This window comes from Pseudomonas putida, assembly GCA_041071465.1.
Lineage (GTDB): Bacteria > Pseudomonadota > Gammaproteobacteria > Pseudomonadales > Pseudomonadaceae > Aquipseudomonas > Aquipseudomonas putida_P.
Genome location: CP163498.1, coordinates 396,618 through 409,444, shown reverse-complemented (window position 1 = coordinate 409,444; position 12,827 = coordinate 396,618). Strand labels below are relative to the sequence as shown.

Here is a 12,827-nt window from a genome sequence, read left to right as displayed (position 1 = left end):
TTTGTGAGAATCGACAGCATGTACAAACTCGAAGTCCAAGACCTGCACAAGCGCTACGGTAGCCACGAAGTGCTCAAGGGCGTTTCTCTGGCGGCCAAGGCCGGCGACGTTATCAGCATCATCGGCTCCAGCGGATCAGGCAAGTCGACCTTCCTGCGCTGCATCAACCTGCTGGAGCAGCCGCACGCCGGCAAGATCCTGCTCAACAACGAAGAGCTCAAGCTGGTCGCCGGCAAGGACGGCGCGCTGAAGGCTGCCGACCCGCGTCAGTTGCAGCGCATGCGTTCGCGCCTTTCGATGGTGTTTCAGCACTTCAACCTGTGGTCGCACATGACCGCGCTGGAGAACATCATCGAAGCCCCAGTGCACGTGCTGGGCGTGAGCCGCAAGGAGGCGCTGGAGAAGGCCGAGCACTACCTGGCCAAGGTCGGTGTCGCTCACCGCAAGGATGCTTTCCCTGGGCATATGTCGGGTGGTGAGCAACAACGTGTGGCAATTGCCCGGGCGCTGGCGATGGAGCCGGAGGTTATGCTGTTCGACGAGCCGACCTCGGCGCTCGACCCCGAGCTGGTAGGTGATGTGCTCAAAGTGATGCAGGCGCTGGCCCAGGAAGGCCGGACCATGGTGGTGGTGACCCACGAAATGGGTTTTGCTCGAGAGGTGTCCAACCAGCTGGTGTTCCTGCACAAAGGCCTGGTGGAAGAAACCGGCTGCCCGCGTGAAGTGTTGGCCAACCCGCAGTCGGAGCGCCTGAAGCAGTTCCTCTCCGGCAGCCTGAAGTAAAAGCTGCATTTTTGCACCAGAATAGGGCATGCTGCGCGGCAAGCGCAGCCTGACCCGGCGCACAGACTCGAACGACCTCAGGTTTCGGACCGCACCCTATGACCACCCAGCGAATCGGTTTTCTCATCTGGCCCAGCACCAGGCCTTTGACCCTGGCGCTGGCCGAGGAAGTGTTGCAGGTGGCGCAGCGGGTGCATCCGGATGTGATCTACGAGTTGTCTTTCCTGCAAGCTGAACCCGCGCAGGATGGCGCCTGGCGTCTACCAGGCGAGCCGTGGACCGGCCGCCTGGAGGGCTGCCACAAGCTGTTTCTGCTGGCTGACGAGCCGCCTGCGGCGATGGGGGCTGCCTTGTCGGCGGCGCTCAAGCAGCTGGCGCGCAGTGGCTGCATGATTGGCAGCCTGTCTGCCGGGGTGTATCCCTTGGCAATGCTGGGGCTGCTCGATGGCTACCGCGCTGCGGTGCACTGGCGCTGGCAAGATGATTTTGCCGAACGCTTCCCTAAAGTGATCGCCACCAGCCACTTGTTCGATTGGGATCGTGACCGCCTGAGCGCCTGCGGCGGCATGGCCGTGACTGACCTGCTGTTGGCGGTGCTGGCGCGCGATCACGGGGCGGAACTGGCCGGGGCGGTGTCGGAAGAGCTGGTGGTCGAGCGCATTCGCGAGGGTGGCGAGCGCCAGCGAATTCCGCTGCAGAACCGCCTGGGTCCAGCCATCCCAAGTTGACTCAGGCAGTGCTGCTGATGGAAGCCAACATCGAAGAGCCGCTGACCACCGACGAAATTGCCCAGCATGTTTGCGTGTCGCGTCGGCAGTTGGAGCGCATTTTCAAGCAGTACCTGAACCGCGTGCCCAGCCAGTACTATTTGGAGCTGCGGCTGAACAAGGCGCGGCAAATGCTGATGCAGACCAGCAAGTCGATCATTCAGATCGGGTTGTCTTGTGGCTTCTCTTCGGGGCCGCATTTTTCCAGCGCCTATCGCAACTTCTTTGGTGCAACGCCACGGGAAGACCGTAACCAGCGGCGCAGCAGCAGCCCGTTCGAGCTGAGTTCGGCGCCTGCCGAAAAAGGCTGATCTTTCGGGGATTCCGGGCGTATGGCTTGGGGGTGAAGGCAGCGCTCGATCTCACAGGCGCCAGACGAACATCGCCGGACATCCTGCCCCTCACAAACCTATGTGAACACCCGTTCACCCAGCCCCCTCTCCCGTACACTGCGCGATTGCGACAGTGTTTGTCGCATTGCCGAAAACCTTGTCCAAACAGGGTTTTGCGCTGTAACAAGTTGTCGCTTGGCCGCAAGGACAGGCGCGGATCAGTCCTTACAATCCCCCCATCGCTCGCCACTTCCAGGCCAGCGTTCCTCTTCAGGAGACTCAGATGTCCGTTGAGCAAGCCCCGGTGCAACGTGCCGATTTCGACCAGGTCATGGTTCCCAATTATTCTCCGGCGGCCTTCATTCCTGTGCGAGGCGAGGGTTCCCGCGTCTGGGACCAGTCGGGTCGCGAGTTGATCGACTTTGCCGGTGGTATCGCGGTAAACGCCCTGGGTCACTGCCATCCGGCACTGGTCAAGGCCCTGACCGAACAGGCCAACACCCTCTGGCATGTATCCAACGTGTTCACCAACGAGCCGGCCCTGCGCCTGGCTCATAAGCTGGTGGACGCTACCTTTGCCGACCGCGCGTTCTTCTGCAACTCTGGCGCCGAGTCCAACGAGGCTGCTTTCAAGCTGGCCCGTCGCGTTGCCCATGATCGCTTCGGCCCTGAAAAGCACGAAATCATCGCCACCGTGAACAGCTTCCACGGTCGCACCCTGTTCACTGTCAGCGTCGGTGGCCAGCCGAAGTACTCCGACGGCTTCGGCCCGAAGATCACCGGTATCAGCCACGTGCCCTACAACGACCTGGAAGCACTGAAGGCGCAGATTTCCGATAAGACCTGCGCCGTGGTGATCGAGCCGATCCAGGGCGAAAGTGGCGTGGTGCCGGCCGACAAGGCCTACCTGGAAGGCGCGCGCAAGCTGTGTGACGAGCACAACGCCCTGCTGATCTTCGACGAAGTGCAGACTGGCGTGGGCCGCACCGGCTCGCTGTATGCCTACCAGCATTACGGCGTGACCCCGGACATCCTGACCAGCGCCAAGAGCCTGGGCGGCGGCTTCCCGATCGGTGCCATGCTGACCACCACCGAGCTGGCCAAGCACCTGGCCGTTGGCACCCACGGCACCACCTATGGCGGCAACCCACTGGGCTGCGCCGTTGCCTGTGCGGTGCTGGACGTTATCAACACCCCGCAAACCCTGGCCGGCATCAAGGCCAAGCACGAACGCTTCAAAACCCGCCTGGAGCAGATCGGCCAGAAGTACAACCTGTTCACCCAGGTGCGTGGTGTCGGCCTGCTGCTGGGTTGCGTGCTGACCGAAGCCTGGCAAGGCAAGGCCAAGGACGTGCTCAACGCGGCCGAGAAAGAAGGCGTAATGGTGCTGCAGGCCGGCCCGGACGTGGTCCGCTTCGCGCCAAGCCTGGTGGTTGAAGACGCCGACATCGATGCAGGCCTGGACCGCTTCGAGCGCGCCGTGGCCACACTGACCCAAGGCTGACCCGCCTGCGGTCCTCTCGCCGGTCCCAGCCATGGCTGAACCGGGCCGGCGATACCCGATTCCAGTGCAGGTGCCCAAGCGCCTGCCGTTTATCCGTGCCGCCGTCAGCGGCCCGTATTCCAAAGGAGTGACACCATGCTGGTGATGCGCCCCGCGCAAATGGCTGATCTGAACGAAGTGCAGCGCATGGCTGCAGACAGCCCCATTGGTGTCACCTCGCTGCCGGACGACACTGCTCGCCTGGGCGACAAGATTGCCGCCTCCGAGACATCCTTCGCCGCCGAGGTCAGCTTCAACGGTGAAGAAAGCTACTTTTTCGTGCTCGAAGACAGTAACACCGGGAAGCTGGTCGGCTGTTCGGCCATCGTCGCTTCGGCCGGCTACTCCGAGCCGTTCTACAGCTTTCGTAACGAGACCTTCGTGCACGCCTCGCGCGAGCTGAAGATCCACAACAAGATCCACGTGCTGTCGCTGTGCCACGATTTGACCGGCAACAGCTTGTTGACCAGCTTCTATGTGTTGCCGGAGTTGGTGAACAGTGGCTGGGCCGAGCTCAACTCGCGCGGTCGCCTGCTGTTCATGGCCGCGCACCCGGAACGCTTCGCCGACTCGGTGGTAACCGAAATCGTCGGTTACAGCGACGAACAGGGCGAATCGCCGTTCTGGGATGCCATCGGCCGCAATTTCTTCGACCTCAACTATGCCCACGCCGAACGCCTGTGCGGGCTCAAGAGCCGTACCTTCCTCGCCGAGCTGATGCCGCACTACCCAATCTACGTGCCGCTGCTGCCTGACCTGGCGCAGGAAGCCATGGGCCAGGTGCACCCGCGCGCGCAAATCACCTTCGACATCCTCATGCGTGAAGGCTTCGAGACCGAGCACTACATCGACATTTTCGACGGCGGCCCGACCTTGCACGCGCGCACCTCGGGTATTCGCTCGATCGCCCAGAGCCGGGTGGCACCGGTGAAAATCGAAGATGCCCCGATCAAGGGCGGGCGCCCGTACCTGGTGTGCAACGGCCAGTTGCAGGACTACCGCGCAGTGCTGCTGGACCTCGACTGGGTGCCCGGCAAGCCGGTCAGCCTGAGCGTGGCTGCAGCCGACGCGCTGGGCGTGGGCGAGGGCGCCAGCGTGCGCCTGGTCGCGGTCTGAGGTCTGGCAACAGACGTTTCGGGATTGATGCGTTAGCAGAGTTTCGCGCCGGCAGATGCCGCCGCACAAGGAGATAGCATGATCGTTCGTCCTGTACGCAGCAGCGATTTGCCTGCGTTGATCGAATTGGCACGCAGCACCGGCACCACCGGGCTGACCACGCTGCCGGCCAACGAAGAACGCCTGGGGCATCGCGTTGGCTGGGCGGAAAAAAGCTTCCGCGGCGAAGCGGAGCGTGGCGACACCGACTACCTGTTCGTGCTGGAAAACGACGAAGGCCTGGTGGTGGGCATCAGTGCCATTGCCGGTGCCGTAGGCCTGCGCGAACCCTGGTACAACTACCGGGTCGGCCTGACGGTCAGTGCCTCGCAGGAACTGAAGATCTACCGCGAAATCCCGACGCTGTTCCTGGCCAACGACCTGACCGGCAATTCCGAGCTGTGCTCGCTGTTCCTGCGCAGCGACTACCGCTCCGGCCTCAATGGCCGCCTGCTATCGCGCGCACGTATGCTGTTCATTGCCGAGTTCCCTGAGCTGTTCGGCAAGAAGATCATTGCCGAAATGCGCGGTATGTCTGACGAACAGGGCCGTTCACCCTTCTGGGAAAGCCTGGGCCGGCACTTCTTCAAGATGGAGTTCAGCCAGGCCGACTACCTGACGGGGGTGGGCAACAAGTCGTTCATTGCCGAACTGATGCCCAAGTTCCCGCTGTATACCTGCTTCCTGTCCGAGGCAGCGCGCAACGTGATCGGCCGCGTGCACAAAGACACCGAGCCGGCGTTGGCGATGCTCAAGCAGGAGGGCTTCAACTACCAGGGCTACGTCGATATCTTCGATGCAGGCCCGGCCATCGAATGCGACACCGCCAAGATCCGCGCCGTGCGCGAGAGCCAGACCCTGGTGCTGGCGGTAGGGACGCCAGGCGATGACGCCACCCCTTTCATCATCCACAACCGCAAGCGCGACGACTGCCGCATCACGGCTGCACCTGCGCGGCTGGCCGCCGGCACCCTGGTGGTCGACCCGCTGACCGCCAAGCGCCTGCGCATGGGCGCTGGCGACAATGTGCGCGCCGTGCCGCTGTCGGCTAGCCGGGAGGCCCAGTAAATGACTACGCATTACATCGCAGGCAATTGGCAGGCCGGCCAGGGCGAAACCCTGCAGTCGCTGAACCCGGTGACGCAAGCCGTGGTCTGGCAAGGGCAGGGTGCTGAGGCTAGCCAGGTGGGTGCTGCCGTGCAGGCAGCGCGGCAAGCCTTCCCGGCCTGGGCGCAATTGAGTCTGGAGGCGCGTATCGATGTGCTGGAGAAGTTTGCCGCGCAGTTGAAAGTGCATGCCGAAGCCATGGCCCAGTGCATTGGCGAGGAAACCGGGAAGCCGCTGTGGGAATCGGCGACAGAAGTCACCAGCATGATCAACAAGGTCGCGATTTCGGTACAAAGCTACCGCGAGCGCACCGGTGAAAAGAGCGGCCCGCTGGCCGATGCCACGGCCGTTCTGCGGCACAAGCCCCACGGTGTGGTGGCGGTGTTCGGCCCCTACAACTTCCCCGGGCACCTGCCCAATGGCCATATCGTGCCGGCGCTTTTGGCAGGTAACTGTGTGGTGTTCAAGCCCAGCGAGCTGACCCCCAAGGTCGCTGAGCTGACCGTCAATTGCTGGATTGCCGCCGGCCTGCCGGCGGGTGTGCTGAACCTGGTACAGGGCGCGCGCGAAACCGGTGTGGCGCTGGCCGCCAACCCGGGTATCGATGGCCTGTTCTTCACCGGCTCCAGCCGCACCGGCAACCTTCTGCATCAACAGTTCGCCGGGCGCCCAGACAAGATCCTGGCCCTGGAAATGGGTGGCAACAACCCGCTGGTGGTGGATGAGGTCAAGGACCTGGACGCGGCGGTGTACACCATTATCCAGTCGGCGTTCATTTCCGCCGGCCAGCGTTGCACCTGCGCGCGTCGCCTGCTGGTGCCGCAAGGGAGCTGGGGCGATGCGCTGATCGCGCGCCTTGTCGACGTGTGCAAAACCATCACGGTGGGGGCGTTCGATGAACAGCCGGCGCCGTTCATGGGGTCGGTGATTTCGCTGCAGGCAGCGCGGGCGCTGATTGCAGCTCAGGCCGAATTGGCCGCCAAAGGTGGCGTGAAGCTGCTGGAAATGACCCAACCACAGGCCGATGCCGCACTGCTGACCCCTGGCATCATCGATGTCACTGCCGTGGATGAGCGCCCGGACGAGGAGTTCTTCGGCCCGCTGCTGCAGGTGATCCGCTACGTCGACTTCGATGCTGCGATCGATGAAGCCAACAACACCCAGTACGGCCTGGCCGCTGGTTTGTTGTCCGATTCGCGCGCCCGCTACCAGTACTTCTGGCTGCGCAGCCGCGCCGGCATCGTCAACTGGAACAAACAGCTGACCGGTGCCGCCAGCAGTGCGCCGTTCGGTGGCGTGGGTGCCAGTGGCAACCATCGCGCCAGTGCCTATTACGCGGCTGACTACTGCGCTTACCCCGTGGCTTCGCTGGAGACTGCCAGCCTTGCCTTGCCGGCGACCCTGACGCCGGGCGTCACCCTATAACAACAGGTCACGGAGCCTAGCCGATGAAATCCTATGAAGTGAATTTTGATGGCCTGGTGGGGCCAACCCACAACTATGGCGGCCTGTCCTACGGCAACGTGGCTTCGCAGAGCAACAGCCAGCAGGGGTCCAACCCGCGTGAGGCGGCGCGCCAGGGCCTGGCGAAGATGAAAGCGCTGGCCGACATGGGCTTCAAGCAAGGTGTGCTGGCGCCGCAGGAGCGCCCGGATGTGGCCGCGCTGCGCCGCCTGGGGTTCAGCGGCAGTGATGCCGAAGTCATCCAGCGCGCCGCCGCCGATGCCATGCCGCTGCTGGTGGCCAGTTGCTCGGCTTCGAGCATGTGGGTGGCCAACGCCGCAACCGTAAGCCCCAGTGCCGACACTGCGGACGGCCGCGTGCACTTCACTGCCGCCAACCTCAACTGCAAATACCACCGCAGCATCGAGCATCCGACCACCAGCCGGGTGCTGGGCGCCATGTTCAACAACGAGAAACACTTTGCCCACCACCCGGCGCTGCCTGCCGTGGCACAGTTCGGTGACGAGGGCGCGGCCAACCACACGCGCTTCTGCAGTGCCTATGGCGAGGCGGGTGTGGAGTTCTTCGTATACGGCCGCAGTGCCTTCGACAGCCGTTACCCGGCGCCGCAGAAGTACCCGGCGCGGCAAACCCTGGAGGCCTCTCAGGCCGTGGCTCGGCTGCACGGCCTGAGCGATGACGGCGTGGTCTACGCTCAACAGAACCCGGCGGTGATTGACCAGGGTGTGTTCCACAATGATGTGATTTCGGTGGGTAACGGCGAAGTGCTGTTCTACCACGAGGACGCGTTCCTCGAGACTGACGCAGTGCTTGGCCAGCTGCGAGCTAAACTGGCCAGCAAGGGTGGCAACTTCCAGGCCATCTGCGTGCCACGGGCAGCGGTGACGGTTGAGGACGCGGTGCGTTCCTACCTGTTCAACAGCCAGCTGCTAAGCCGCGACGATGGTTCCATGCTGCTGGTGGTGCCGGAAGAGTGCCGCAACAACGAGCGGGTCTGGGCCTACCTGGGCCAGTTGACCAGCCAGGGCGGCCCGGTGAATGAGGTCAAGATATTCGACCTCAAGCAGAGCATGCAGAACGGCGGTGGCCCGGCCTGCCTGCGTTTGCGCGTGGCTTTGAAGGAAACGGAACTGGTAGCGGTCAATCAAGGCGTTATCATGACGGCCTCGCTGTATGACACGCTGCTGCAGTGGGTCGACAGGCATTACCGCGATCGCCTTGGCGAAGCAGACCTGGCCGACCCGCAATTGCTGGTGGAATGCCGTACGGCACTGGACGAATTGACCCATCCTGAAGTTGGGCTCGGTGTATCCGTTCCAACGCCAACCTTGAAGAGAGACTTTGTAATGACCGACGCCCTGCGCCTGATCCTTGAAGATGAAGACGGCACCCAGCTGGAAACTTCCTGCACCCGCTTTGCCGTGGTCTGGCAAGGCAAGGAAGTGTGGATTCAGCAAGACGGCCGTGGCCAGTTGCTGATCGGTGTGGATGTCGAGGAAGACGACACCGAATATGCCAACCTGCTGCTGCGCCCGATGGCCACCAACCTGGTCAGCCTGCAGCTGGAAATGGAGCCGGCGGAGCTTGGCGAAGGCGACGATCACGTCCATGGCCCTGACTGCGGCCACCACCACTAAGGAAGTACCTATGCTCGCCCTTGGCAAATTGCTTGAGCTGACCCTCACCGATCACGAACCGGCCGAGAAGACCCAAGTGACACCCAAGGGCGCGCGTTTGCGCTGGCTGGGGGAGGGTGCGCTTGAAGTGCGCCCGGCTGAAAGCGAGGATTGCGGGCTGGATTTGCTGCTGTCCGCCGGCATTCATGGCAACGAGACGGCGCCGATCGAATTGCTGGAGCGGCTGCTGCACGGCGTGGCCAACGGCAAGATCAAACCCAGGGCGCGCCTGCTGTTCCTGTTCGGCAACCCGGTGGCAATCCGCAAGGGCGAGCGCTTCATCGAGCAGGACATCAACCGCCTTTTCAATGGCCGTCACGAGCTTTCCAGCGGTTTCGAGGCGTTGCGCGCCGCTGAGCTGGAACAGTTTGCCAGGGTGTTCTTCAGCAAGCCGGGGCGCAGCCGGCTGCATTACGACCTGCATACGGCCATCCGTGGTTCGAAGATCGAACAATTCGCCTTGTATCCCTATAAAGAAGGGCGCAAGCACTCCCGTCGCGAACTGGCGCGCCTGGCGGCGGCGGGTATGGAAGCGGTGTTGCTGCAAAGCAAGTCGTCCATCACCTTCAGCGCATTCACCTATGAACAGCTGGATGCCGAAGCCTTCACGCTGGAACTGGGCAAGGCCCGCCCGTTCGGCCAGAACGAGCAGGTCAACCTCGACAAGCTGGAAGAGCGGCTGATCCGCATCATCGAGGCGACCGAACCAGAAGGCGAAAGCTCGCTGGATGGCCTGCAACTGTTCAGTGTTTCCCGTGAAATCATCAAGCACAGCGACAGCTTCCACCTGCACCTGCCGGCGGATATCGAAAACTTCTCCGAGCTGAGCAAGGGCTACCTGCTGGCCGAAGACCTGGCCGAGATGCGCTGGGTGGTCGAGGAGGAGGGCGCGCGCATCATCTTCCCCAACCCCAAGGTCAGGAACGGTTTGCGCGCCGGTATCCTGATCGTGCCGGATTCGGGGCAGCGGCTAGGCTGATGCGCTATGGCTGCTGCTGTGGGAGTCGCTTTTTGGGGAGCGGCCTTGCGTGATGATTCCCATGAAACTCTTTTAATTCACCGCCTGTTCCATTTTCCCTTCCCATAAGCGGTAATTGGCTTGCCAGTGGCGAAACACAGGATTTAGCATCCGGTCATGTCATTTTCGTTTGCATAGCCCGAAAAACCGTCCAAACGACAGTTTCTATCGTATAAACACACTGCATCGAGCTTGCAGGACCGATATAATGCGGCCCTTTGCCGTCGTTTCGTCGACGTGTTTGCCCAACAGGGCCGCCGTTTCCGTGGAAGAACCTATGAAAAGCGCAGAAATCCGTGAAGCCTTCCTTCGCTTCTTCGAAGAGCAAGGCCATACCCGAGTCGCCTCCAGTTCGCTGATCCCGAACAACGACCCGACCCTGCTGTTCACCAACGCAGGCATGAACCAGTTCAAGGACTGCTTCCTCGGTGCAGAGAAGCGCGCCTACACCCGCGCCGTCAGCAGCCAGAAGTGCGTGCGCGCCGGTGGCAAGCACAACGACCTGGAAAACGTCGGTTACACCGCGCGTCACCACACCTTCTTCGAAATGCTGGGCAACTTCAGCTTCGGTGACTATTTCAAGCGCGATGCCATCACCTTCGCCTGGACCTTCCTGACCTCGGAGCAGTGGCTGAACCTGCCCAAGGAAAAGCTCTGGGTCACTGTCTACGCCACTGACGACGAAGCCTACGACATCTGGACCAAGGAAGTCGGCGTGCCGGCCGAGCGCATGGTGCGCATCGGCGACAACAAAGGCGCCCCGTACGCCTCCGACAACTTCTGGACCATGGGCGACACTGGCCCGTGCGGCCCATGCACCGAGATCTTCTACGACCACGGCCCGGACATCTGGGGCGGCCCACCCGGCTCGCCAGAAGAAGACGGCGACCGCTACATCGAGATCTGGAACAACGTCTTCATGCAGTTCAACCGCACCGCCGATGGCGTGCTGCACCCGCTGCCAGCGCCGTCGGTGGACACCGGCATGGGCCTGGAGCGCGTCAGCGCCGTGCTGCAGCACGTGCACTCGAACTACGAGATCGACCTGTTCCAGAACCTGCTGGCGGCCGCGGCCAAGGCCATCGGTTGCAGCAATGACGGCCAGGCCTCGCTGAAAGTCGTCGCCGACCACATTCGTTCCTGCGGCTTCCTGATTGCCGACGGTGTGCTGCCGTCCAACGAAGGCCGTGGCTACGTGCTGCGCCGCATCATTCGCCGCGCTTGCCGTCACGGTAACAAGCTGGGCGCCAAGGGCAGCTTCTTCTACCAGATCGTTGCGGCACTGGCTGCTGAAATGGGCGAAGCCTTCCCGGAACTGAAGAGCCAGCAAGCGCACATCGAGCGCGTGCTCAAGGCCGAAGAAGAGCAGTTCGCCAAGACCCTGGAGCAGGGCCTGCGTATCCTCGAGCAAGACCTGGCCCAGCTCAAAGGCGACGTGGTGCCGGGCGACGTGGTGTTCAAGCTGTACGACACCTACGGCTTCCCGATGGACCTGACTGCCGACATTGCCCGTGAGCGTGAGCTGACCATCGACGAAGCCGGCTTCGAGCGCGAGATGGATGCCCAGCGTGAGCGTGCCCGTTCCGCCAGCGCCTTCGGCATGGATTACAACAGCCTGGTTAAAGTCGACAGCGCCACCGAATTCCTCGGTTACGACGCCACCGAAGCCCAAGGCAAGATCATTGCCCTGTACAAGGACGGCCAGGCCGTCGACCAGTTGGGTGAAGGCGAGCAGGGCGTGGTCGTGCTCGACCGCACGCCGTTCTACGCCGAGTCCGGCGGCCAGGTGGGTGATACCGGCTTCCTGCAGGCTGGCGCTGCACGCTTCGACGTGCGCGACACCACCAAAACTGGCGGTGCCTTCCTGCACCACGGTGTGGTCGCCAGCGGTGCGCTGGTGATCGGTTCGCCAGTCGAGGCCAAGGTCGATGCCGACGTGCAGCATGCCACCTCGCTGAACCACTCCGCCACTCACCTGTTGCACGAAGCGCTGCGTCAGGTATTGGGCGAGCACGTGCAGCAGAAGGGCTCGCTGGTCGACAGCCAGCGCCTGCGTTTCGACTTCAGCCATTTCGAAGCGCTGAAGCCAGAGCAGATCAAGCAACTGGAAGACATCGTCAACCGCGAAGTGCGCAAGAACACTGCCGTTGAAACCGAACTGACCGACATCGAAACCGCCAAGGCCAAAGGCGCCATGGCGCTGTTCGGCGAGAAGTACGGCGACACTGTGCGCGTGTTGAGCATGGGCGGCGATTTCTCGGTGGAGCTGTGCGGCGGTATCCACGCCAAGCGCACCGGTGACATCAGCCTGTTCAAGATCATCAGCGAAGGCGGCGTGGCCTCTGGCGTGCGCCGTATCGAAGCGGTGACCGGCGCCGCTGCGCTGGCCTACCTGAACGCTGCCGAAGAGCAGGTCAAGGAAGCCGCGCAACTGGTCAAAGGCAACCGCGACAACCTGATCGACAAGCTGTCGGCTGTGCTTGAGCGCAACCGCCAGCTGGAGAAGCAGCTTGAACAGCTGCAGGCCAAGGCCGCCAGCGCCGCCGGGGACGATCTCTCCAACGCGGCCGTTGAGGTCAAAGGTGCCAAGGTGCTCGCCGCCCGCCTGGATGGGCAGGACGGCAAGGCCCTGCTGGCCCTGGTCGATCAGCTGAAGAACAAGCTCGGCCACGCAGTGATCCTGCTGGGCAGCGAGCATGAGGGCAAGGTCGTGCTGGTGGCCGGCGTGACCAAGGACCTCTCCAGCCAACTCAAGGCTGGCGATCTGATGAAACAAGCCGCTGCGGCGGTGGGTGGCAAGGGCGGTGGCCGTCCGGACATGGCCCAGGGTGGTGGCGTCGACGTCGCCGCGCTGGACCACGCCCTGGCGCTGGCCGTGCCATTCGCAGAGCAGGGACTTTGAGATGAAGGGGCCGGTGGTCTAGTCACCGGCCTCTTCATGTTGGATTGTTTTTTGGGGCCCTGTATGGGCTGAGGCACCAT

Annotated in this window: 8 protein-coding genes and 2 pseudogenes; all 10 read left to right on the top strand. The window is 62.8% G+C overall.

Annotated features, from left to right (window positions below; all coding sequences use genetic code 11):
- Positions 1–18: 18 nt before the first annotated feature.
- Positions 19–783 carry an ABC transporter ATP-binding protein gene (locus AB5975_01870; protein XDR20727.1) on the top strand — a complete coding sequence of 255 codons (765 nt, stop codon included), beginning with the start codon at positions 19–21 and terminating at the stop codon, positions 781–783.
- A gap of 98 nt (positions 784–881) precedes the next feature.
- Positions 882–1,861 (top strand): annotated as a pseudogene (gene argR / locus AB5975_01865) (transcriptional regulator ArgR).
- Positions 1,862–2,165: 304 nt separating this feature from the next.
- Entirely contained in the window at positions 2,166–3,386 is a 1,221-nt protein-coding gene (locus tag AB5975_01860; GenBank protein XDR20726.1) for an aspartate aminotransferase family protein, read from the top strand.
- Positions 3,387–3,521: 135 nt separating this feature from the next.
- Positions 3,522–4,541, top strand: coding sequence for an arginine/ornithine succinyltransferase subunit alpha (gene aruF / locus AB5975_01855; protein ID XDR20725.1), 1,020 nt, complete (start codon positions 3,522–3,524; stop codon positions 4,539–4,541).
- A 78-nt stretch (positions 4,542–4,619) separates the two neighbouring features.
- Positions 4,620–5,648 carry an arginine N-succinyltransferase gene (astA, locus tag AB5975_01850; protein ID XDR20724.1) on the top strand — a complete coding sequence of 343 codons (1,029 nt, stop codon included), beginning with the start codon at positions 4,620–4,622 and terminating at the stop codon, positions 5,646–5,648.
- Entirely contained in the window at positions 5,649–7,112 is a 1,464-nt protein-coding gene (astD, locus tag AB5975_01845) for a succinylglutamate-semialdehyde dehydrogenase (GenBank protein ID XDR20723.1), read from the top strand.
- Positions 7,113–7,135: 23 nt separating this feature from the next.
- A pseudogene (gene astB / locus AB5975_01840) lies at positions 7,136–8,483 on the top strand (N-succinylarginine dihydrolase).
- A 14-nt stretch (positions 8,484–8,497) separates the two neighbouring features.
- The gene (locus AB5975_01835) at positions 8,498–8,788 is read left to right on the top strand and encodes a topoisomerase II (GenBank protein ID XDR20722.1); all 291 of its coding nucleotides are present in this window, start codon (positions 8,498–8,500) and stop codon (positions 8,786–8,788) included.
- Between the two features lie 10 nt (positions 8,789–8,798).
- Positions 8,799–9,806 carry a succinylglutamate desuccinylase gene (gene astE, locus AB5975_01830; protein XDR22896.1) on the top strand — a complete coding sequence of 336 codons (1,008 nt, stop codon included), beginning with the start codon at positions 8,799–8,801 and terminating at the stop codon, positions 9,804–9,806.
- Between the two features lie 316 nt (positions 9,807–10,122).
- Positions 10,123–12,747: an alanine--tRNA ligase gene (alaS, locus tag AB5975_01825; GenBank protein XDR20721.1), complete on the top strand. Its 2,625-nt coding sequence runs from the start codon at positions 10,123–10,125 to the stop codon at positions 12,745–12,747.
- Positions 12,748–12,827 lie beyond the last annotated feature (80 nt).

Excerpts from the sequence above, each read along its gene's own strand:
- aruF (XDR20725.1), top strand. The coding sequence starts at position 3,522 with ATGCTGGTGATGCGCCCCGCGCAAATGGCTGATCTGAACGAAGTGCAG.
- astE (XDR22896.1), top strand. The coding sequence starts at position 8,799 with ATGCTCGCCCTTGGCAAATTGCTTGAGCTGACCCTCACCGATCACGAA.
- alaS (XDR20721.1), top strand. The coding sequence starts at position 10,123 with ATGAAAAGCGCAGAAATCCGTGAAGCCTTCCTTCGCTTCTTCGAAGAG.
- AB5975_01835 (XDR20722.1), top strand. The coding sequence starts at position 8,498 with ATGACCGACGCCCTGCGCCTGATCCTTGAAGATGAAGACGGCACCCAG.
- astD (XDR20723.1), top strand. The coding sequence starts at position 5,649 with ATGACTACGCATTACATCGCAGGCAATTGGCAGGCCGGCCAGGGCGAA.
- AB5975_01870 (XDR20727.1), top strand. The coding sequence starts at position 19 with ATGTACAAACTCGAAGTCCAAGACCTGCACAAGCGCTACGGTAGCCAC.
- AB5975_01860 (XDR20726.1), top strand. The coding sequence starts at position 2,166 with ATGTCCGTTGAGCAAGCCCCGGTGCAACGTGCCGATTTCGACCAGGTC.
- astA (XDR20724.1), top strand. The coding sequence starts at position 4,620 with ATGATCGTTCGTCCTGTACGCAGCAGCGATTTGCCTGCGTTGATCGAA.